The 22215-nt window shown below is 70.6% G+C and carries 18 protein-coding genes; 3 read left to right on the forward strand and 15 right to left on the reverse strand.

The features are described 5' to 3' along the window. Positions 1-252 precede the first annotated feature (252 nt). The 5 genes from icmF to ACFQW8_RS04210 form a co-directional block, all read right to left on the reverse strand. Positions 253-3495 carry a fused isobutyryl-CoA mutase/GTPase IcmF gene (icmF, locus tag ACFQW8_RS04190; protein WP_380085704.1) on the reverse strand — a complete coding sequence of 1081 codons (3243 nt, stop codon included), beginning with the start codon at positions 3493-3495 and terminating at the stop codon, positions 253-255. Positions 3496-3597: 102 nt separating this feature from the next. After that, entirely contained in the window at positions 3598-3756 is a 159-nt protein-coding gene (locus ACFQW8_RS04195; protein WP_380085705.1) for a hypothetical protein, read from the reverse strand. A 49-nt stretch (positions 3757-3805) separates the two neighbouring features. After that, on the reverse strand, positions 3806-4249 hold the full coding sequence (aroQ, locus tag ACFQW8_RS04200; protein ID WP_380085706.1) for a type II 3-dehydroquinate dehydratase: 444 nt from the start codon (positions 4247-4249) through the stop codon (positions 3806-3808). 88 nt (positions 4250-4337) lie between these two features. Continuing rightward, positions 4338-6944 (reverse strand): DUF4153 domain-containing protein, encoded by a 2607-nt coding sequence (locus ACFQW8_RS04205; protein WP_380085707.1) that lies wholly within the window; start codon positions 6942-6944, stop codon positions 4338-4340. Continuing rightward, complete coding sequence (locus tag ACFQW8_RS04210; RefSeq protein ID WP_380085708.1) at positions 6941-7666, reverse strand: response regulator; 726 nt, start codon at positions 7664-7666, stop codon at positions 6941-6943. Before ACFQW8_RS04210 ends, ACFQW8_RS04205 begins: the two co-directional genes overlap by 4 nt. Positions 7667-7862: 196 nt before the next feature. Between ACFQW8_RS04210 and ACFQW8_RS04215 the strand changes: the two genes are divergently transcribed. Continuing rightward, positions 7863-9632 carry a hypothetical protein gene (locus ACFQW8_RS04215; RefSeq protein WP_380085709.1) on the forward strand — a complete coding sequence of 590 codons (1770 nt, stop codon included), beginning with the start codon at positions 7863-7865 and terminating at the stop codon, positions 9630-9632. A 42-nt stretch (positions 9633-9674) separates the two neighbouring features. Here ACFQW8_RS04215 and ACFQW8_RS04220 read toward each other — a convergent pair whose 3' ends face one another. Next, positions 9675-10631 (reverse strand): GlxA family transcriptional regulator, encoded by a 957-nt coding sequence (locus tag ACFQW8_RS04220; RefSeq protein ID WP_380085710.1) that lies wholly within the window; start codon positions 10629-10631, stop codon positions 9675-9677. 83 nt (positions 10632-10714) lie between these two features. Between ACFQW8_RS04220 and ACFQW8_RS04225 the strand changes: the two genes are divergently transcribed. Continuing rightward, positions 10715-10912, forward strand: coding sequence for a hypothetical protein (locus tag ACFQW8_RS04225; protein WP_380085711.1), 198 nt, complete (start codon positions 10715-10717; stop codon positions 10910-10912). A gap of 10 nt (positions 10913-10922) precedes the next feature. Here ACFQW8_RS04225 and ACFQW8_RS04230 read toward each other — a convergent pair whose 3' ends face one another. From ACFQW8_RS04230 to ACFQW8_RS04270, 9 genes are all read right to left on the reverse strand, one after another. Continuing rightward, complete coding sequence (locus tag ACFQW8_RS04230; RefSeq protein ID WP_380085712.1) at positions 10923-11594, reverse strand: SRPBCC family protein; 672 nt, start codon at positions 11592-11594, stop codon at positions 10923-10925. 2 nt (positions 11595-11596) lie between these two features. After that, on the reverse strand, positions 11597-12451 hold the full coding sequence (locus ACFQW8_RS04235; RefSeq protein WP_380085713.1) for an FAD binding domain-containing protein: 855 nt from the start codon (positions 12449-12451) through the stop codon (positions 11597-11599). Further along, a complete protein-coding gene (locus ACFQW8_RS04240) occupies positions 12448-14937 on the reverse strand; it encodes a xanthine dehydrogenase family protein molybdopterin-binding subunit (RefSeq protein WP_380085714.1) in 2490 nt (829 codons plus the stop codon). Before ACFQW8_RS04240 ends, ACFQW8_RS04235 begins: the two co-directional genes overlap by 4 nt. Further along, a complete protein-coding gene (locus tag ACFQW8_RS04245; protein ID WP_380085715.1) occupies positions 14934-15440 on the reverse strand; it encodes a (2Fe-2S)-binding protein in 507 nt (168 codons plus the stop codon). Before ACFQW8_RS04245 ends, ACFQW8_RS04240 begins: the two co-directional genes overlap by 4 nt. Positions 15441-15541: 101 nt before the next feature. Next, on the reverse strand, positions 15542-16657 hold the full coding sequence (locus ACFQW8_RS04250) for an XdhC family protein (RefSeq protein ID WP_380085716.1): 1116 nt from the start codon (positions 16655-16657) through the stop codon (positions 15542-15544). Next, positions 16650-17759: a vWA domain-containing protein gene (locus ACFQW8_RS04255; protein WP_380085717.1), complete on the reverse strand. Its 1110-nt coding sequence runs from the start codon at positions 17757-17759 to the stop codon at positions 16650-16652. The genes ACFQW8_RS04250 and ACFQW8_RS04255 overlap by 8 nt, the downstream gene beginning before the upstream one ends. Next, positions 17756-18631, reverse strand: coding sequence for an AAA family ATPase (locus ACFQW8_RS04260; protein ID WP_380085718.1), 876 nt, complete (start codon positions 18629-18631; stop codon positions 17756-17758). The genes ACFQW8_RS04255 and ACFQW8_RS04260 overlap by 4 nt, the downstream gene beginning before the upstream one ends. Before the next feature lie 39 nt (positions 18632-18670). Continuing rightward, positions 18671-20296 carry an HNH endonuclease signature motif containing protein gene (locus ACFQW8_RS04265; RefSeq protein ID WP_380085719.1) on the reverse strand — a complete coding sequence of 542 codons (1626 nt, stop codon included), beginning with the start codon at positions 20294-20296 and terminating at the stop codon, positions 18671-18673. A 94-nt stretch (positions 20297-20390) separates the two neighbouring features. Further along, on the reverse strand, positions 20391-20978 hold the full coding sequence (locus tag ACFQW8_RS04270; protein WP_380085720.1) for a nucleotidyltransferase family protein: 588 nt from the start codon (positions 20976-20978) through the stop codon (positions 20391-20393). An 82-nt stretch (positions 20979-21060) separates the two neighbouring features. Here ACFQW8_RS04270 and ACFQW8_RS04275 point away from each other — a divergent pair, with 82 nt between their 5' ends. Beyond that, positions 21061-22203, forward strand: a complete 1143-nt coding sequence (locus tag ACFQW8_RS04275) for a zinc-binding dehydrogenase (protein ID WP_380085721.1) — start codon at positions 21061-21063, stop codon at positions 22201-22203. The last annotated feature ends 12 nt before the right edge of the window (positions 22204-22215 follow it).

The raw sequence follows: 22215 nt of genomic DNA on the forward strand, positions 1-22215 counted from the left end.
TAGCTGCTGCTCGACCTTCGCCTCTACGGCACACCCAAGATACGTAAGGTCAGCGTCCGCGTGTCCCATGGCAGTGCCAGTTGCGTGTGGCTAGCGCTTCATCCAACGTCTGCATCCGGAGGCGACGACACCAGTAACGGCGCCGGACTCCCAGCGCTTTGCCGTCTACGACGTCCCATCAGAGATTTGTCGGCCCTAGTCACAACACTGGCGGGCTCCTCCCTGAGGCAACGGCCAGAGACCCCTGGTTTGTCAGACGTTGCGGCGGTACTGGCCCCCGACTTCGAAGAAGGCGTCCGTCACCTGCTGGAGAGTGCATACCCGCGCCGCGTCCATGAGCACGGCGAACACGTTGTCACCCGACATCGCCGCCCGACGCAACCGGCCCAGCGCCTCCTCGGCCTCCTCGCGGTGTGCTTCGCGGTAGGCGTTGACCCGCTCGAGCTGCGACTCCTTCTCGGACTCGGACGCCCTCGCGAGCTCGACGTGCTGCGGCGTGCCGCCCTCGGCGTCGGGCTTGCGGAACGTGTTGACGCCGATGATCGGCAGCGACCCGTCGTGCTTGCGGTGCTCGTAGACCATCGACTCGTCCTGGATCTTGCCGCGCTGGTAGCCGGTCTCCATCGCCCCGAGCACTCCCCCGCGCTCCGAGATGCGGTCGAACTCCTCCAGCACGGCTGCCTCGACGAGGTCGGTCAGCTCGTCGATGATGAACGACCCCTGCAGCGGGTTCTCGTTCATCGCGAGCCCCCACTCACGGTTGATGATCATCTGGATCGCCAGCGCCCGACGCACCGAGTCCGGCCCCGGGGTCGTCACCGCCTCGTCGAAAGCGTTGGTGTGCAACGAGTTCGCGTTGTCATAGATCGCGATGAGCGCCTGAAGCGTCGTGCGGATGTCGTTGAAGTCCATCTCCTGCGCGTGCAGCGACCGGCCCGACGTCTGCACGTGGTACTTCAGCTTCTGCGACCGCTCGTTGGCGCCGTACTTCTCGCGCATCGCCACCGCCCAGATCCGACGTGCCACGCGCCCGATCACGGAGTACTCCGGGTCCATCCCGTTGGAGAAGAAGAACGACAGGTTGGGCGCGAAGTCGTTGATGTCCATGCCGCGCGCGAGATAGGCCTCGACATAGGTGAACCCGTTCGACAGCGTGAACGCGAGCTGGCTGATGGGGTTCGCCCCGGCCTCGGCGATGTGATAGCCCGAGATCGACACCGAGTAGAAGTTGCGCACCTGCTGCTCGATGAACCACTCCTGGATGTCGGCCATCATCCGCAGCGAGAACTCGGTCGAGAACAGGCACGTGTTTTGCCCTTGGTCCTCCTTGAGGATGTCGGCCTGGACAGTGCCCCGCACCGACGCGAGGGCAAGCGCCCGTATGCCGCTCGCCTCCTCCTCGTCCGGCTGCCGGTCGTGCTCGGCGACGAACTTCGCCACCTCGCCGTCGATGACGGTGTTGAGAAAGAACGCGAGGATCGTCGGGGCCGGTCCGTTGATCGTCATCGACACGCTCGTCGTGGGCGACGTGAGGTCGAACCCGTCGTAGAGCGCCTTCATGTCGTCGAGCGTGGCGATCGAGACACCGGAGGTGCCGACCTTGCCGTAGATGTCGGGACGCGGGTCGGGGTCGCGCCCATAGAGCGTCACCGAGTCGAACGCCGTCGACAGACGGGTCGCCGGCTGCCCCTCGGACAACAGCTTGAAGCGGCGGTTGGTGCGGAACGGGTCACCCTCACCGGCGAACATCCGCGCCGGGTCCTCGTTGTCCCGCTTGAACGGGAAGACCCCAGCGGTGAACGGGAAGAAGCCGGGCAGGTTCTCGCGCCGCAGGAAGGACACGAGGTCACCGTGGTCGGCGAACGACGGCACGGCGACACGCCGGATCTTGCTGCCGGACAACGACTCCTTGACCAGCGAGGTGTGCAGCTCGCGCTCACGGATCCGCACCACCTGCTCGTCACCGGCATACGACTCGACGACGGCGGGCCACCTCTCGATGGCCTCCTCGACGGCAGCGGGCAGCTCCTTGCGCGCAGCGGCCAGCAGCGCATCCACCGCGTGGTCCTCGTGCCCCGCAGCAGCCAGCTCGTCGTCCACGAACTCGAACCGCTGCACGCGACGGGCCTGCTCGGCAAACACTGAAGTCTGCTGGTGGTAGCCGCGCACCGTGTCGGTGATCTCGGAGAGGTAGCGGACGCGCGAGGCGGGGACGATCTGGCGCAGCACCGACGAGTGCCGCACGTCGACGTGCGGCAGGACGCCCTCGCCGAGCTCGAGCCCCTTGGCGACGAGCAACCCGCGCAGCTCCTGGTAGAGCGCGGTGACGCCGTCGTCGTTGAAGGTCGCGGCCGAGGTGCCGAAGACCGGCATGTCCTCGGGCTTCTTGCCGAAGGCGCTGCGGTTGCGGACGAGCTGGCGACCGACGTCGCGCAGCGCGTCCAGGGCGCCGCGCCGCTCGAACTTGTTGATCGCGACGAGGTCGGCGAAGTCGAGCATGTCGATCTTCTCGAGCTGGCTCTGCGCGCCGAACTCGGGCGTCATGACATACATCGAGACGTCGGCGAACGGCACGATCGCCGCGTCGCCCTGGCCGATGCCGGGCGTCTCGATGACGATGAGGTCGTATGCCGCGGCCTTGAGGATCGTGATGACGTCCTCGAGCGCTTCGGGGACCTCACGTCCACCGCGGGTCGCGATGGAGCGGAAGAAGATGCGGTCGCCGTCGAGCGAGTTCATCCGGATGCGGTCACCCAGGAGCGCACCGCCACCGCGGCGGCGGGTCGGGTCCACAGCGACGACGGCGACACGGAGCTTGTCCTGCTGGTCGACGCGCAACCGGCGGACGAGCTCGTCGGTCAGGCTCGACTTGCCGGAGCCACCGGTGCCGGTGATGCCGACCACCGGGACCTGCCGTCCTGCCGCAGCCCTCTCCAGCTCGGCCCGGTCGGCGTCCGACAGCGCCGACACCTCGGCGCCAGTGATGGCCCGGGCGACCGCTGCCCGCTCCCCGGACAGGACGGCCGCAAGATCAGCCGGCCCAGCGGCATACAGGTCGGTGTCGCAGGCTTCGACGACCGTGTTGATCATCCCGACGAGACCCAGCCGCTGGCCGTCCTCGGGGCTGAAGATCGTCACCCCCGCCTCGCGCAGCCGGGCGATCTCGTCCGCGACGATCACGCCACCGCCACCCCCGACGACCTTGACGTGCCCGGCGCCGGCCTCACGGAGCAGCTCGACGAGGTACTCGAAGTACTCGACATGCCCGCCCTGGTAGGACGACACGGCGACGCCCTGCACGTCCTCCTCGACCGCCGCGTCGACGACCTCCTGCACGGAGCGGTTGTGCCCGAGGTGGATGACCTCGGCGCCCTGGCTCTGCATGATCCGCCGCATGATGTTGATCGACGCGTCATGACCGTCGAACAGGCTGGACGCCGTGACGATGCGGACCGGGTTCGAGGGGACGTGCAGGTCGGGCGACGTCTGTGTCATACCCGAGATAGTAGGACGTCCAACTATCTACGCGGAAGTCACGAAAGTGGGGGGAGGGTCACAGCCCCTGGTAGGTGCTCACATGGGCAGGCTCGACGAGCCTCACATGCTGCTCCCGCCCCCACCCGGCCCGCCACGGTGGGACTGGCCGAGGGCCTTGGGGACGGACTTCTCGTCACCGCTCACCCCGGAGGAGCCGCGGTGCCGAAGGTAGAGCGCGACCAGCGCGATGATGACGATCAGTGCGATGAAGAACTTCATGGCGGTGCCCCCTGCTCCCCCGAGCCACGGGCGGGCTCAGGTCAGCAGGCTAACCCTCGCGTTGGGCGGCCACCCAGAGGATCGCCTCGACATACCCGGCCGTGCCGCGACCGATGACCTGGTGGTCGGTGACGTCGGTGAGATAGCTGTGGTGCCGGAACTCCTCGCGGGCGTGGATGTCGCTGATGTGCACCTCGACGCGTGGGACCGTCACCGCCGAGAGGGCATCGTGCAGCGCGACCGAGGTGTGCGTGTAGCCCGCAGCGTTGATGACCAGCCCGGCGATGCCGCGGCGTCCCTCCTGCACCCAGTCGATGAGGACGCCCTCGTGGTTGGACTGGCGGAACTCGAGGGTGAGCCCGGCCGCCTCGCCCGCCGCCCGGCACCGTGCCTCCACGTCGGCCAGCGTCTCGGAGCCGTAGATCTCGGGCTCCCGCTCGCCGAGCAGGTTGAGGTTGGGGCCGTTGAGGACGAGCACCGTGGTCGAGTCCATGACGCGAGTATGCCGCTCGCTCACCTTCCGCACCGGTCGCGTCTGCGGGGGTGGTCACCAGAACCGCCACCTGCGCAGACGCCAGGCGTCAGCGGGGCACGAAGCCGTCGCCGAAGCTCGAGCAGAACGCCGGGTCGACGGTGAGGTCCTTGCTCTTGACCGCGGCGAAGGCGCGCGACCGGCCGAGGTTCCACTCGAGCAGGTCGTCGTCGCGGTCCTGACCACGCTCCAGCTGCCAGGTCACCACGCAGGCCGCCTGCTTCGCGTCGAGGCCGGCCACCATGGCTGGGATCGCGTCCGGCCCGAGGCCCGCGAGGTAGTAGGTGTCGAGCTTGCCCGTCTCCTCGAAACGCTCGATGTTGCGCTGGGCGACCCAGCCGTCGGGGTTCATCAGCCCGAAGCCGAGGAAGAACAGTGCACCCGTGAGCAGCGCTGCCCGCGGCACCCACCTGCCGGAGCCCCGGACGATCGCCGCGATCATCAGCACGATGAGCAGGCCGAGCCACAGCTCGAACCCGTCGACGAAGACGCGCGTCACGGTGTATCCGTAGGCCTCCTGGTAGAGGCTCATCCGGTAGAGCGCCGACCCGACGACGGCCAGCGTGAGCAGGCAGAGCGAGACGAGGGCGACCTTGAGGACCAAGCGGTCCGAGGCCGTCTCCCGGGGGGCCTTGCGGGTGGCGATGCCCACGACGACGAGGGTGAGGAAGGTCGCTGTCGTGAGCTGGCCGAAGCCCTGGTGGACGTACTCGGCATACGTGAGTCCGGTTGTCTCGCGCAGATATTCGTGACCGCCCCACATGGCCGTCGCCTGGGCGGCGAGGAACAGGACGAAGAGGGCGATGACCACACCGAGCGGGACGAGCCACTCCCAACGGTGAGTGACGGGCCGACCGCGCGGCACGTCGAGGTCGGCGATTCGCGGAGGGTTGAGCGCGAGGTAGGCCCCGGCGAGGGCGACGCCGGCGACGAAGACGAAGATGAAGATCCGCCCGATGATCGTGTCCCACCGCAGGTCGGGCACGAGCGACTGCGCCCAGGACCCGAAGAGCGCATCACCGGAGGCGAAGAGGCCACCGAAGAGCACGAGTCCCACCGCCGCGAACGCGATGGTGCGCAGCACCGGCCAGAGCAGGGGCATACGGCTCGTCGCGGTGAGCGTGCGCCCCAGCAGTGGCAGACCACGCAGCCCGGCGAGCACCCACGCGGCCGCTGACAACGGGATGCTCACGAACGACCGTGCGCGGGTCACGGTGGCGGCCAGCAGCAGCGCCGCGATCATCGCCGAGAGGACCATGATCCACTCCGCCGCCCGGATGACCGTCATCGCCGTGAGGCCCACCCCGACCGCGACGCAGACGAGGGACCAGACGTTCCGCTTCTCGCGAGACGCCGACAGGATGAGCGCCGCGGCCAGCAGGGCGACGAGGCCCGCTCCTGCACCGAGCCGCCTCTCGGGAAGAGCGACCGCCGCGACGATGCCCAGCGCCAACGCGCCGATGAGCAGCCGGGGCTGTGGGCCCAGGCCGGCCTCCGGCCAGAACCTCCCGAAGACGGTGTCGGTGAGGAGCGGGGGGCCGGACCTGGCCGCGACCGTCGGCGCGGAGGGGCGTGGCGCCACGCGCGGCGGGGTCGGCGTGGGCGGGGGCGTTGCCGTCATGGCGACCTCCGGGGTCAGTGGGGCACGGGTGCGGGTGTGCCGTGGCAGCACGGCGCGCAGTCGCGCGCCTCGTGCGCCGGGCGGGGTGGGCAGGACGTGGATCGAGCCTCCGTGGAGCTCGCAGACCCACGAGGCGATGGCGAGGCCGAGGCCCGTGCCACCACCGGAGTCGTCGCCCGTCCCGAAGCGGCTGAAGACGCTGGCCGCCTGCTCGACGGAGATGCCCGGCCCGTCGTCGACGACCTCGAGGGACCAGCGCTCATCGTCGAGCGCCTCTGCAACGAGCTGGATCTCGCCTTCGGGAGGACTGTGGCGAGCGGCGTTGTCGAGGAGGTTCGCGACGAGCTGGGCCAGGCGAGCCGGGTCGGCGGTGACGGTGAGATCGTCCGGGACCACCCGGCATACGTGATGGACGGTCCGGGAGCCGAGCTCGGCCTCGGACACGGCCCCGCGGAGCAGGTCGCCCACCGGCACCTCCTCGAGGCGCAGCGGCAGCACGCCGGCATCGATGCGGGACAGGTCGAGGAGGTCGCCGACGAGGTCGCTCAGCCGCTCGGACTGGGTGAGTGCTCCGCGCAGGGCCGCGTCGTCGGGTTGCACGACACCGTCGACGAGGTTCTCGAGCAGCGCGCGCTGCGCCGTGAGCGGGGTGCGCAGCTCGTGCGAGACGGTGGCGACGAGCTGGCGCCGCTGGTGGTCGGCATCGGCGAGGTCAGAGGACATGGCGTTGAAGGCACGGGCGAGCTCACCCACCTCGTCCGTCGAGCGCGTGGAGACGCGCTGGCCGTAGTCCCCCGCCGCCATCCGGCTCGCCGCGTGGGTCATCTCCCGCAACGGTGCCGTCATGCCACGGGCCAGCCACTGGGTGACGAGCAGGGCCAGCGCGACGGTGACCGGCAGGGTGAGCCAGAGCGGCATACCGGCTCGGTCACCGATCGTCGCGAAGAGCGCGGCGACGACGCAGCTGACACCGACGAGGAGCCCGAGCTTGACCTTGATCGAGTCGATGCTCTCGAGGGGCTGCTCGGTGTTCACTCACCCTCCAGCGCGTAGCCGACACCGTGGACCGTGCGCACACGACCTGCACCGATCTTGGCGCGCAGCGACTTCACGTGGCTGTCGAGGGTGCGGGTGCCGGACGCGTCGGACCATCCCCACACCTCGCCCATGAGCTGCTCACGGGAGCGGACGGCACCCGGGGTCGACGCTAGCGCGGCGAGGAGGTCGAACTCGAGCGGGGTGAGGTGCACGTCGACGCCGCCCACCGTCACGCGACGGGCCGGACCGTCGATCTGGACGTCGCCGACCCGGGTCGTGGGCGCGGGCCGGGCTGCGAGCTCGGCGGCGCGCTCGACCCGACGCAGCAGGGCGTGGGTGCGGGCGACCACCTCACGCATCCGGAACGGCTTGGTGACGTAGTCGTCCGCACCGACCCCCAGCCCCACGAGGATGTCGGTCTCGTCGTCGCGGGCCGTGAGCATCAGCACCGGGACCGGACGGACCGCCTGGATGCGGCGGCACACCTCGAGCCCGTCGAAGCCGGGGAGCATGACGTCGAGGACGACGAGGTCGGGCGAGTGCTCCGAGAAGGCCGCGACGGCAGCGGGGCCGTCGTGCGCCTGGTGGACCGTGTAGCCCTCCGCGCGCAGCCGATCGGTGACGGCCTGGTTGATCGTCGGCTCGTCCTCGACGACCAGCACGGTCGTGCTCGTCACCGACGAAGGCCTCGCCGTGGTGTCGGCTCCCGGTCCACTCATGCCACTGACAGTAGGAGCCAACCCGGGACGCGGGTGGGCGCGACCTCTGGAGATCTCGTGAAGATCGCCTCGTCGGCCCCGAGGCCGTCATGTATCTGCGCCGCCACTGGCCCCTCCTCCCCCACAGCGAGCGCGGTGCCGTCCGGTCGGCGGGCGACCTCACATGGGCGATCGCACCAACCAGGAGGGACACATCATGAACACAGGACCACGGGCGCGGCGACGCGCCTGTCTCACCAGCGGCGCCGCCCTCGCGGTCGCCGCCCTCGTCGTGCCCGCAGCGGTGGCCGGCTCGACCTCGGGGAGCCTTCCCAACGGAGCAGCCCTCACCGTCAGCATCACGTCACCCGTCGACGGCGACTCGTTCATCGTGCCCGCGGGCGACACCACCGTCGACGTGCCCCTGTCTGGCACGGCGAGCATCGCCACCGGGGCACCGAGCACCAGCTGGATCTATGTCGTCGACGTGTCCGGCAGCACGGAGCTCGGCTGCGACGCCACCCGCACGATCCTCACCTGCGAGAAGGCCGCGGTGAAGGGGCTCAACGACCTCGTCGTCACCGACGGCTCCGCCCTCGAGAGCGCGGTCGCGGCCTTCGGATCGGGTGCAGCCACGGCGGACATGCAGGCGGCCGCGGGTGACCAGCGCTTCACCTCACCCTCGGGCAGCGACGTCGACACCGTCGTGGACTCTCTCAGCGCAGGGTTCATCGGCCAGTTCACCAACAGGAGCATCGGCAGCAGCTCGACGAACTACGCAGCCGGGTTGCAGGCGGCGAGCACCCTCGTCGCGGCGGCTTCGGGCAGCCAGGTCAACGTCGTCTTCCTCTCCGACGGCGAGTCCAACGCCGGCACCCTCGCCGCGTTCAACACCGCCCTCACCTCGGTGGCGACCGGTGCGACGATCTATCCGTTCGCCGTGGGCAGCGGCAGCTCGTGCGGGGGCGGTTCGGCGGGCACCCTCAGCGCCATGGCCTCGGCCAGCGGGACGACCTGCTTCGCCGTGCCGGACCCGGCCGACCTGCCCGACGTCATCACCAACGTCACGGCGACGACCCTGACCGGGCTGAGCGTGACGCTCGACGGTGCCCCGGTCACCGCGACGCCGAGCACCGCTCTGCCGACCGCAGGGCCCGCCTCGATCACCTGGACCGCACCCGGCAACGACCTCGCCCCTGGCCTGCACGAGGTCTGCGCGACGGCGACGGGCGTCGGCCCGGCCAGCGATCCCACCGCCACCGGCTCGGTGACGCGGTGCGAGAGCTTCTCGGTCTTCGCGTTCACCCTCACTCCCCTCACGGCGACGAACGAGCTCGGGAGCGACAACGCCCACACGGTCACCGCAACGGTGGCGGGCCCGGCGTCCGACCTCGGTGGCCACACGGTGGACTTCTCCGTCTCGTCCGGACCGAACACGGGTGAGTCCGGCGTCTGCGCACCGGCGTCGTGCGCGACCGACGCAGCGGGGCAGGTGACGTTCACCTACGACGTCCCGATCGAGCCCGCCTCGCTCGGCACCGACACGATCTCGGCGACCGCCACCATCCACGGTGACGAGGCGACCCGGAGGGTGTCGAAGCTGTGGCGGGACACCACCCCGCCGGTCACGACGTGCGTCGAGTCGACGAACCCGGACGGTCACGTCCCCGGCGCCCCCGGCAACGGTGGCCAGGGCCAGAACCAGGACGGCTTCTACCGCCTCGTCGCCCACGACGACGTGTGGCCGGACGGCGGCCTCGACGTCTTCGTCAAGGACGACGGCAGCTCCACCGTCTGGGGCCCGTTCGCGGTCGACACGGACATCAAGTACGTCGAGGCCAACGGTGCCAGGCCCAGCCAGAAGCCGGGGGATGGTGTCGTCGAGTGGAACCTCAAGGGCAGGGGTGACGCCGAGGTCTACGCGATCGATGGTTCGGGCAACCGCTCGGCCTCGGTGATGTGCCTCGTGCCGAACGCACCCAAGTGACAGCGGCGCGCTGAATCAGCAACGCACACACCACTCCTCGGCTCAGGCCGGGGAGCGGTGTCGCGTCCGGAAGACCGTCGGGGTCAGGCCCGTGCACTGGGCGAAGTGGTGGCGCAGCAGGGCCGCGCTGCCGAAGCCGACGTCGCCGGCGATCTGCTCGATCGACAGGTCGGTCTCCTCGAGCAGCTCGCGCGCCCGCAGGACCCGCTGGTCGGTGATCCACTGGTGCGGCGTCGTCCCCGTCTCTGCGACGAACCGCCGGGCGAAGGTGCGCGACGACATGGCCGCGCGCCTGGCCAGCTCAGAGACGGTGTGCGGCTGCGCCAGGTGCTCGAGCATCCACTCGAGGACCGGACCGAGGCTCTCGGACTCGGTGACCGGCACGGGCTGGTCGATGAACTGGCGCTGGCCGCCGTCACGGTGCGGCGAGACGACCATGCGACGGGCGATGCGGTTGGCGACGGCGCCACCGTGCTCGGACCGGACGAGGTGCAGGCACGCGTCGATGCCCGCGGCCGTCCCCGCGCTCGTGATGACCTGGCCGTCGTGGGCATAGAGGACGTCAGGGTTCACCCTGGCGAGCGGGTAGGTGGCCGCCAACCGGTCGCTGTGCATCCAGTGCGTCGTGCACTCGCGTCCGTCGAGGACGCCCGCGGCGCCGAGCGTGAAGGCGCCCGTGCACACCGACAGCACGTACGCCCCACGATCCACGGCGTCCCTCACCACCTGCTTCACCGCCTCTGACGGTGTGTATGCCGTGGGGCTGGCCGGGATGGCCACGAGGTCGACGTCCGTGGTCGCAGCCAACCCCAGCGGCGCGGTCAGGACGACGCCGGAGTCGGTGCGCAACGGCATACTCGGGTCTTCCGCGCAGACGCGGAAGTCGAAGGGCGGCACCCCGTCGGCGGTGCGGTCCATGCCGAACACCTCGGACAGCACCCCGAACTCGAAAAGCGCGACGGGGTCCTGCAGGACGACGGCGACGGAGCGAAGGGCCATGCCGCACAGTATGGCAGCATCTTGTGCTACAGCGACAGCCCTGCCACTCGTGGCAGGATGTGTTGGGCCATCAAACTTGAGCCATGAGCACCTTCATCGCCACCATCGCCCCCTTCATCCCCGCGCTCATCCTCACCGCCCTCTTCGTGTGGGCCCTCGAGGCCAGCAACCGTCGCCATGGGTCAGCGCCCTGGGCCGACGACTACCGCCACCCCGCCGCGCACGACGCGGACCACCGCCGCAGCGCCCACGACATGGACTCCTACGGGCGCGCTGCCTGAGCGCAGCCGGTCAGCCGCGGTCACGGCCGATCGCGTAGCCGATCAGGGCACCGACGAGCCCGGCCACGGCATACGGGCCCCACTGCCTGACCGCCGAGGGCAGGGCCACGGCGCCAAGATCGATCGCATCATCCACCGGTGGGGTCGGTCTCGGCGCAGGCCGCGGAGCCGGGCTCGGTTGCGCCACAACGGCTGCAGGCACGTCCTCGACGGGTTCAGCCGGTTCGTCGGGCTTCGCGGGCTCGTCGAACTGGCTCTCGACACAGGCCACGAACTGGCCCAGCAGCTTGTCGGACACGTCCTGCATCACCCCGCGCCCGAACTGGGCCGGCTTGCCGGTGATGGCCAGGTCGGTGCCGACCTCGACCCTCGTCGAGTCACCGTCGGGGAAGAGCTGAAGCGTGACCGTGGCGCCGGCCGTGCCGTTGCCCCGCTTGTCCTTGCCCTTGGCCTCGATGACGGCCCGGTGGGTCGCGGCGTCGCGTTCGAGGAAGGTGCCGGACCCGGCATAGACCAGGGCGATGGGACCGAGCTTGACCTTGACGGTCCCGGCGAAGCCGTCCGCGCTGGCCTCGGTCACGGTCGCTCCGGGGAAGCAGCCACCGACGCGTTCGAGGTCGAGGAGCGTGTCCCAGACCCGTTCGATGTCGCCCGGGACGGTGAACTCGTGATGGAGCTCCACGCTCAGCCCCCGGCCGCTGCGAGGACGGCGCGACGGGCGAGGACGGGCGCCAGCGCGCGGCGGTAGTCGGCGCTGCCGTTGAGGTCGCTCGGCGGGTTGGTGCCCTCGGCCGCTGCGGCGCAGGCCTCACGCACCGCCTCGTCCGTCGCGGCTGCTCCGACGAGCGCCGCCTCCACCGCCGACGCGCGCAGCGGCGTCGAGCCCATGTTGGTCAGGCCGACGCGTGCCTCCGCGATCGACCCACCCTCGACGCGGACGGTGGCCGCGACCGCCACGATCGACCACTGGTGCGAGACCCGGACGAACTTCTCGTAGTGAGCGCCCCACCCGGTGTGCTTGGGGATGCGGATGGCGGTGAGGAGCTCGCCCTCACCGACAGCGGTCTCGAAGAGGTCCTGGAAGAAGTCGCCGGCCGCGACCGTCCGCTCTCCCCCGCTGCCCGTGATGACGAACTCGCTGTCGAGGGCGAGTGCCGGTGCCCCGACGTCACCGGCCGGGTCGGCGTGGACGAGGGCGCCACCCACGGTGCCACGGTGCCGGATCTGGGGGTCGGCGACCTCCTTGATCGCGGCGTGGAGGACTGTGGCGTGCTCGCGCACGAGGTCGGAGGCGAGGGCGTCGAAGTAGGTCGTCATGGCGCCGATGACGATGTGGTCGCCGTCCTCCCTGATGCCCCGCAGCTCCTCGATGCGCCCGAGGTCGATGACCAGCTCGGGGGCGTTGAGGCGCATCCGCAGGACGGGCAGGAGGCTCTGGCCACCGGCGAGGACCTTGGCGTCGTCACCGGCCTCGGCGAGGGCGGCAAGGGCGTCGGCCACCGACGTGGGAGCCACGTACTCGAACTCTGCGGGGATCACTGGCCTGCTCCTTCGCTCGACGAGCCGGGATCGTCCTGGTTGGCCGAGTCCGCCTCGAAGTGCGGCTGCGCCTCGGCCGGGACCGGCTCGGACTGGTTGGACCCGGCCGTCTGGATCGCAGTCCACACCCGCTCGGGCGTGCACGGCATGGTGATGTCGTTGATGCCCCTCGGCCGCAGCGCGTCGACGATGGCGTTGACGACAGCCGGTGTCGAGGCGATCGTGCCGGCCTCACCGACGCCCTTGGTGCCGAGCGAGTTCGAGGTCGCCGGGGACGTCGTGTGGTCGGTGATGAAGCTGATCGTGTCGGCCGACGTGGGGAGCGTGTAGTCGACGAAGGAGCCCGAGACGAGAGTGCCCTGCTCGTCGTACTCGGCGCCCTCCCACAGCGCCTGCGCGATGCCCTGGACCAGTCCACCGTGGACCTGGCCCTCGACGATGAGCGGGTTGATGATGACGCCGATGTCGTCCACGCAGACGTACTTGCGCATCTTGCTCGCCCCCGTCTCGGTGTCGACCTCCATCGCGCACAGGTGGGTGCCGTGCGGGAAGGAGAAGTTCACCGGGTCGAAGGTCGCGTCGGCGTCGATGCTCGGCTCGGCGCCGTCGGGCAGGTTGTGGCCGGCGAACGTCGCGAGCGCGATGTCGGTGATGCCGATGCCCTTGTCCGTGCCCTTGACCGTGAACGTCCCCTCGGCGAACTCGAGGTCGTCGGCGTTGGCCTCGAGCAGGTGCGCGGCAAAGACCTTCGCCTTCTCGATGACCTTGTCGGCGGCGAGCACGAGTGCCTCACCACCGACGACGAGCGACCGGGACCCATAGCTGTCCATGCCCTTGGAGGCGATCTGGGTGTCGCCGTGGAGCACCTCGACGTTCTCGAACGGGACACCGAGCCGGTCGGCGACGATCTGGCTCCACGCCGTCTCGTGCCCCTGGCCGTGGGGCGAGGTGCCGGTGATGACCTCGACGGTGCCGGTCGCGAGCATCCGGATGCTCGCCGACTCCCAGCCGCCCGCACCGTAGTTGAGCGAGCCGAGGACGCGTGAGGGTGCGAGGCCGCACATCTCGGTGAAGGTGGACACACCGATGCCGAGCTGGACGGGGTCGCCCGAGTCACGCCGCTGCTGCTGCTCGGCGCGGAGCTCGTCGTAGCCGAAGAGCTCCTTGGCCTTGGCCGTCGCAGCCTCGTAGTTGCCGGAGTCGTAGGTCATGCCCGCGACCGTCGTGAACGGGAACTCGTCGTGCCTGATCCAGTTCTTCTCACGGATCTCGAGGGGGTCGACGCCGACCTCGGCCGCGAGCTCGTCCATGAGCCGCTCGATGGCGTAGGTCGCCTCGGGTCGTCCGGCGCCGCGGTAGGCGTCCACCCAGGTCTTGTTGGTGTAGTAGTTCGTCGTGTTGAACCGGTATGCCGGGAACTTGTAGATCGAGTTGAACATCCAGGCGCCCAGCACCGGCACACCACCGCCGACGATCGCGGCATAGGCGCCGAGGTCGGCCATGAGCTCGACCTTGAGCCCGGTGACCGTCCCGTCCTTCTGCGCGCAGAGGGTGAGCTTCTGCCACTGGTCACGACCGTGGTGCGCGGAGACCATCGACTCCGAACGGGTCTCCGTGTACTTGCAGGGACGGCCGAGCTTGCGCGCCACGGCAAGGGTGACGAACTCCTCCGGGGTCGACTGCAGCTTGCCGCCGAAGCCACCTCCGACGTCCGGGGCGATGACCCGGATCTTGGACTCGGGCAGGCCCGTCGTGGCGGCGATGCAGAACCTCAGGATGTGCGGGATCTGCGTGGCCGACCACATGGTCACCTGCTCGCCGGTCGGGTCCACGACCGTGGACCGCGGCTCCATGAACGCCGGGATGAGGCGCTGCTGGCGGTACTCGCGCTCGATGAGGATCCCGTCGATGCCGGCCTGCCGGATCGCCTCGTCGACGTCCTCGCCGGTGCCGCCCTCCTTGGAGTCGAGCTGCCAGAACGCGGACTTGTTGGTGCCGAGCGACGGGTGCGCCAGGACGGCGTCCGTCGCTGCCTCCTTGAGGTCGAGGACCGCCGGAAGCGCGTCGTAGTCGACGTCGACCAGCTCGGCGGCATCACGCGCTGCGGCAGCGGTGCGGGCAGCCACCACGGCGACGATCTCGCCGGCGTGGGCGACGCGCTCGAGCGGCATCGGCAGGTGGTCCGGTGACTTCTGGTCGGCCGAGATGGGCCACGCGGTGATGTTGACACCCTGGATGTCGGCGATGTCCGTGCCGGTGAAGACCGCGATGACGCCGGGCGCGGACCGGGCCGCCTCGGTGTCGATGTTGGTGATCGTCGCGTGCGCCAGCGGACTGCGGACCATCGCGAGGTGGAGCATCCCGGTCAGCTGGATGTTGTCGGTCCACTTCGTGCGGCCTGTGATGAGTCGCTGGTCCTCCTTGCGACGCCGGGCGCGCCCGATCTCGGCGGTCCTGGCCTCGGGGCGGTCGTCGACGGCGGTCATGCCTGCACTCCTGCGGTGATGCTCTCGGTCAAGCTCTGGGGGGCGCCCTGGCCCGCAACCTGCTGCACGGCCTTGACGATGTTGTGGTAGCCGGTGCAGCGACAGAGGTTGCCCTCGAGACCCACCCTGATCTCCTCCTCGGAGGGGTTCGGGTTCTCGTTCAGCACGTCGATGGCCTGCATGATCATCCCCGGCGTGCAGTAGCCGCACTGAAGGGCGTGGCACTCGTGGAACGCCTGCTGCATGGGGTGGAGCTCACCGTCCGTGGCGAGCCCCTCGATGGTCGTGACCTCGTGACCGTCGGCCTGGACGGCGAGGACGCTGCACGACTTCACGCTCCTGCCGTCGAGGTGGACGGTGCACGCGCCGCAGTTGCTCGTGTCGCAGCCGATCACCGTCCCGGTCTTTCCCACCCCCTCGCGCAGGTAGTGGACGAGGAGCATCCGTGGCTCCACCTCGTCGCTGTAGGACGTGCCGTCGACCGTGACCGTGATGCGAGTCATCCTTGACCCTTCGCCGTGGGCGGGTGTGCAGTACTCGCGATCCTGCACTGCTCCGTCACACTCCACAAGGTTTCAACGAAACCCACAGAATGGCCGCCGGCTCAGGAGTGGATGGGGCCCTCGCGCACGGCCAGCCGTTCGCCGCGTCCGCCCCAACGGCGGGCAATGATCTCGGCGGCGATCGACACCGCGGTCTCCTGCGGAGTGCGCCCGCCCAGGTCGAGGCCGATGGGCGACGACAGGCGGGCGAGCTCCTCGTCGATGAGACCCGCCTCGCGCAACCGTTCCATCCGCTCGTCATGCGTGCGCCGCGAACCCATCGCGCCGACGTAGGCGACGTCGGGCAGCCGCAGCGCGACCTCGAGCAGCGGCACGTCGAACTTGGGGTCGTGGGTGAGGACGCAGAGCACCGTGCGCCCGTCGACGCGTCCGGCCTCGACCTCCTCCCGGAGGTAGGTGTGCGGCCAGGCGACGACGACCTCGTCCGCTGCGGGCAGCCGGGCTGGCGTGGCGAAGACCGGGCGCGCGTCGCACACGGTCACGGCATACCCGAGGAAGTGGCCCACGTCCGCGACCGCCGCCGCGAAGTCGATGGCACCGAAGACGATCATCCGCGGCTTGGGCGCGTAGGACGCGACGAAGACGCGCATCCCCTCGCCGCGCCGCTCGCCGTCGGGTCCGTAGGTCAGCGTCTCGGTCGAGCCGGATGCCAGCGCACCACGGGTGTCATCCGTGACGGCTTCGTTCGCCCGAGCGCTGCCGAGGTCCCCGTGGACCGTGTCGGGTCGCACGACCAGGCGGCGCCCCACCCAGGCCGGGTCGGGGTGCGCCACCACGGTCGCCACGGCCACGGGTCGGTCCGCGGCGATGTCGTCCGCGACCGACCCGAGCTCGGGGAAGCTCTCGCGGTCGACGCGCTCGACGAAGACGTCGAGCTGTCCGCCGCAGGTCAGGCCGACGGAGAATGCCGTGTCGTCCGAGATGCCGTAGTGGCTCAGCTGCGGTGTCGCAGAGGCGATCACGTCCTGGCCCACCTCATAGACGGCCCCCTCGACGCAGCCACCCGAGACCGACCCGACCGCGGTCCCGTCGGCGCCCACGAGCATCGACGCACCGGGAGGTCGCGGCGAGGAGTTGAACGTCTCGACGACCGTCGCGAGGGCGGTGCCCTCGCCTGCCTCCCACCACTCGCGCAGCTCCGCCAGGACCTCACGCATCGGCAACGACCTCCAGCAGCTCGGCAAAGGCGGCCATCGAGTGTCCGGCCACGAAGGTGTCAACGTACGGCAGGGCCGCGACGATGCCCTGCTGGACCGGCGCGTATGCCGGGTGCCCACGGTGTGGGTTGGCCCAGACGACGTGGTGGGCCAGGGCGTGCAGCCGTCGCATCTGCTCGGCCAGAGGCGCGGGGTCGCCCCGCTCCCACCCGTCGCTCACGATGACGACGACCGCCCCCCGAGCCATGCCCCGCCGGCCCCAGTGCTCGAGGAAGGCCCTCACCCCGTCGGCGAGGCGGGTCCCGCCCGACCAGTCCGGGATCACCTGACCCGCCGCGACGAGGGCCCGGTCCGGATCCGGCTGGTGCAGGGCCCTGGTCACGTGGGTGAGCCGCGTGCCCAGGGTGAAGACCTCGACCGACGTGGCGCTGCGGCACCACACGTGGCCCAGTCGGAGCAGCGCGTCCGTGTAGGCGTTCATCGACCCCGAGACGTCGAGGAGCACGACCACCCTGCGGGCCTTCTCGGTCCGCCGCCGGTGCCGGATCGGACCGGGCTCACCGTGACGCCGCACCATCTCGCGCAGCGTGCGCCGGGCGTCGACGCGCCCCCGCGGGGAGGCGGCCAGGCGGTGGGTCCGACGACGTGGGGACCGGGGTCGAAGGGCCGCGAACATCGCCGCCAGGGCGGCCTGCTCACGGGCGGACATCGCGGCGATGTCCCTGTGCCGCAGCACTTCTGTTGCGCTGGCCATGGCGCGGACCTCGTCCTGATCGCCTTCCCCCGACTCTTGCTGGTCCGCACCATCGAGCAGGTCGGCCATCGAGACGGGTGGACGCTGCCGTGGCCGACGCGCCGCTCCGGCGCGCTCGGCGCCGAACCACGCGGCATACACGAGGTCGTGCCTCTCGAGGTCGGACGGTGAGCCGCAGAGAGTGGCCCGCCCCACGGCATACACGGCTGCCTGGTCCTCGAGACCCACGGTGGCGACCGCACGCAGGTAGGTGCGTTCGCGGTCGGCGGTGACCGCCACCCCGGCCGCGCGAAGTGCGCGCGCGAAACCGAGGAGGATCTCCTCGGCCGACCGCGCGAGCACGGTCACCGCGCCAGGATCCGATCGAGGGCGGCGCGGACCCTCGCTGCGTCCTCGCGGTACTTCACGGCCACCCCGAGGGAGGCCGCGGCCGATGCGGTGTCGAGCTCGCGGACACCGAGCTCGTGGAGGGCTCGTGCCCAGTCGAGGGTCTCGGCCACACCTGGGGGCTTGAGCAGCTCGCCGTCGGTGCGCACCCCGTGGATGGCGCGCACGACCTGCTCGGCCAAGGCCTCCGGGACCTCGGGCGCTCGGGACCTCACGATCGCGAGCTCCCGCTCGAGAGAGGGGTGTTCGAGCCACTGGTAGACGCAGCGGCGCTTGAGCGCGTCGTGGACCTCGCGGGTCCGGTTGGAGGTGAGGATGACGAGCGGTGGCGTCGCCGCCCGGACCGTGCCGAGCTCAGGGATGCTCACCTGCCACGTCGACAGGACCTCGAGCAGGAACGCCTCGAACTCGTCGTCCGCGCGGTCGATCTCGTCGATGAGGAGCACTGCCGGAGCCTCGCGCAGGGCTCGCAGGATGGGGCGCGCCACGAGGAACCGCTCGGTGAACAACCCGGACTCGACGTCCTCGAGCGACGCGGCGCCATCCACGGCCTCGACCGCACGCAGGTGGAGGATCTGGCGCGGGAAGTCCCAGTCATAGAGCGCCTGGCTCGCGTCGATGCCCTCGTGGCACTGGAGCCGGATGAGGGGAACACCACCGGCTTCAGCCAGCGCCTCGGCCAGTGCGGTCTTGCCCGTGCCCGGCTCGCCCTCGACGAGCAGCGGCCGGTGCAGCCGCGTCGCGAGCCAGGCGATCGTGGCGAGCTCGTCGTCGGCGAGGTAGCCGGTGCCCTCGAGGGCCAGCCGCAGATCGGCGGCAGTGGGGAACTCCATACCGTGCATCGTCACACGTCCGCGCCCGGGCGGGGTCCCTCAGAACGGAATGGGCTCCGGCGGACGGGGTGGCCGTGGTGGGAAGTCGACCTCGTAGCCGCTCCAGCCCGGGCTGTGGTCGAGGTCGAGGCGTGGTGGTGCTCCGCCGTAGATGTTGCCGTCGATGTCGAACGAGACCGGGTAGGCGCGGGGTGCAGCGTTGTCGGGTCCGCCGAGGAGCTCGATGAGCTCTTCTTCGAAGGTGGTGGAAATGTCGGCCGGGTCGGTTGCGGCGCGCCCGAGCGTTTTGGGGTCGCGGGGGGTGTGGCCGGCGGTGACCAGGTGCAGGTGGTCGACCGGCCAGGTGGTGGTGGACAGTCCGGTGGGGTCGGTCCAGGTGACCGTGGCGTCGGGGTGGAGCTGGACGGTCCAGCCGTCGCGTTGCTTGATCCGGTGGTGGCGTCGGCACAGGCACATGAGGTTGGTCGGGGTCGTGGGGCCTGCCGGCCAGGGGCGGACGTGGTCGAGGTCGCACTGGCGTGCGGGGGTCGCGCAGCCGGGGAAGCGACACGACCCGTCGCGCAGCCGGATCAGCCGGGCCATCGGGTCAGGCACCCGGTAGGACTCGCTGAAGTCGACGACGTTCGTGCCCGAGCGTTCAGCGGCGCGATGAGCACGTCTGGCGCTGTCTTGGCCGCGGGCGAACGCGGCGGGCACGTCACCGTGCACCAGCGCGCCGGTGCCGGGGTCACAGGTGAGGTCACGGTCCGGGTCAGAGGTGCGCGCGGCCTGGAGCCAGTCACGGTTCACGAACGTCGTGCCCGGTGCACCGAGCCCACCGACCTCGACGAGATCCTCGGCGGCGGCGTTGCCTGAATCACTCGCCGACGCCTCGTCATCGGCGGCGCGGGTGATGTGGACGACGACCTTGACGTCGGAATGTTCGAGGATCAGCTCCATCACCGCATCGGCCCGAGCGAGCTCAAGGGAGTCGGCCTGCTTGTCCCGCACGAGCTGGCGGGCACGCTCGGTCACCGCAGCCCACGCGGTCCGGGCCTGCTCCACCTTGAAGTCCCCCCGCCAGTGGTCCGTGCCATGCACCCCGGTGCGCCGGGTGAGCCCGCGCCGGGCCCGTTCGTCCTGCGCGTGCGCGGTCACCGCGTCCGGGTCGACCTGCGCCGCCGTGCGCGCCAGCAGCCGCCGCAAAGGGCCGGTCGTCAGCTGCCCCCACACGTCCTTGACCCGGTCCACGACCTCAGCCGCGGACTGCGGGCACAGGAACTCGGTCTCCTCCGTCACGACCCGCGCCCGCTGCTCATCCAGCTCACCCGCGGCCATCGCGTCGACCACGGCCGGGGTGCGGGTCAGCTGACGGATCGCGTCCAGGACCCGGTTCGTCGCGACATGCACAGAACACCCCAACCGGGGCGCCGCGAGCTCCGGGGCATCCAACCGTTGGTACCCCAACCCGTGGTGCACCTCGACCGACGTGCCGTCCTCCTGCACGTGCGAGTCAAGCGCCGACAGGTGCGCCAACGCCACCGCCTGACGCGCCGACGCCGCATCCTTCTCCCGCTGCGCCGACTCGATGACATCGAGCAGCTCCTCGGAACTCAACGTGGAAGCGGAAGCAGACAACGCGGCATACCGACCCTCCAGAGCGGCGGTCGCAGCGGTGCTTTCCATGACCCCATATTACTCGAACATGAGTTCTATGATCAAGTCCTGCGGGAGCGAATTCCGTTCTGCTGCAAGCGAACACGCAGATCCGAGGAGCGCGTCAGATGTCTCCGGGGCGGTCGATGTCCCGGCCCGTGGCGAGGTCCCCGCACTCGACGAGCTCGGGAGCGTTGGCGTCGAAGTACCCCCGTGCCCCTTGGTCGCCGACGGCGTGGCTCCGCACCAGCCGCCAGTGGTCGCGTCCCACGAGCACAGGATGCCCGGCCCGCCCGTCATAGGCCGCCCGCGCCAGGACGACACGCAACTCCTCGTCCTCGACAGCGCCCAGGAGGCGGGCATGGACGTCGGACCCGACGTCGGGGAGGTCGACAAGCATGAGGAGGGCTGCTGCCGCATCGGTGGGCTCGAGCGCGTCGAGCCCGCAGCGCAGCGAGGCGCCCATGCCCTCGTCCCAGTCCTCGGCCTCCACGACGACGGCGCCGACGCGTTCGGCGCGCTGCCGGACGCTCGCGGCCGAGTGGCCGACGACGACGTGGATTTGGGTCACGCCAGCCTCACGCAGGCGGGTGACCGCCGTCTCGACGAGGGACGGCCCGGTCGGCGAGAGACGGAGCAGGGCCTTGGGACCACCCATGCGCCGTCCGGCACCCGCCGCGAGAACGAGTCCGGCGACCTCCCCTTCAACCATCGCCCCACTGTGCCACTGGGCGGAGCCCCGCGTGTGCCAACCGCACACTGCGCCAGCGGGAGGAGTCGGGGAGAGTGGGCGCATGAGCATCACGACGAGAGCGGCGGTCCTGCGCCACTCGACCACCGACCAGCCGTTCGCCAGCTCGGCACCGCTCTCGATCGAGGTGGTCACCCTCGAGGGACCGGGGCCCGGCGAGGTCCTCGTGCGGATCGTCGCCGCCGGCTTGTGCCACTCGGACCTCTCGGTCGTCAACGGTGACCGCCCGCGGCCGCTGCCGATGGTGCTCGGGCACGAGGCCGCAGGGGTGGTCGAGGAGCTCGGCCCGGGCGTCAGTGACGTCGGGGTCGGCGACCGCGTCGTCTGCTCCTACGTGCCCTCGTGCGGACACTGCGCGGACTGCGCAGGGGGCCAGCCGGTGCGCTGCGCCCAGGCCCAGGCAGCCAACCGCGAGGCACGGCTCGTGACCGGCCGCCGACCCTTCAGCGACGCTTCCGGCACCGAGCTCCACCACCACCTCGGGGTCTCGGCGTTCTCCGAGCTCACCGTCGTGTCACCGCTCTCCCTCGTGCGCGTCCCGGACGAGGTGCCCCTCGAGACCGCTGCCGTCTTCGGGTGCGCCGTCCTCACCGGGGCCGGCGCCGTCCTCAACACCGCCGTCGTGCGCCCGGGCGAGGCCGTCGCCGTCGTCGGGCTCGGCGGCGTCGGCATCTCCGCGGTGATGGCGGCGGCCCTCGCGGGCGCCCATCCCGTCATCGCCGTCGACACGGTCGAGTCGAAGCTGGCCTCGGCCAAGGACGTGGGCGCGACCCACGGCGTCCTGGCCGGTGACGACGCCGTCGAGCAGATCCGCGACCTCACCCACGGCGGTGTGACGGTGGGGATCGAGGCTGCGGGGCACCCAGCGGCCCTGTCCACGGCATACGCCGCAACGCGGGTCGGCGGTCGCGTCGTCGTTGCCGGCCTCCCCCACCCACGCCACCAGGTCGGCGTGTCCATTGCCTCGCTCGTGGCGGAGGAGAAGTCGATCCTCGGGTGCTACATGGGCTCCTCGGTCCCGCGCCGCGACCTGCCGCGACTCTTCGACCTGTATGCCGCCGGGTTGCTTCGCGCTGACGCGCTCGTCACCTCCCGCTCGGTGCCGCTCGACGACCTCAACCTCGCGCTGGACCGGCTCCAGTCGGGTGACGAGGTCCGCCAGATCCTGGACCCGCAGGCACACTGACGCATGGGGCCA

The sequence above is a fragment of the Knoellia altitudinis genome (assembly GCF_042666355.1).
Taxonomy (GTDB): domain Bacteria; phylum Actinomycetota; class Actinomycetes; order Actinomycetales; family Dermatophilaceae; genus Knoellia; species Knoellia altitudinis.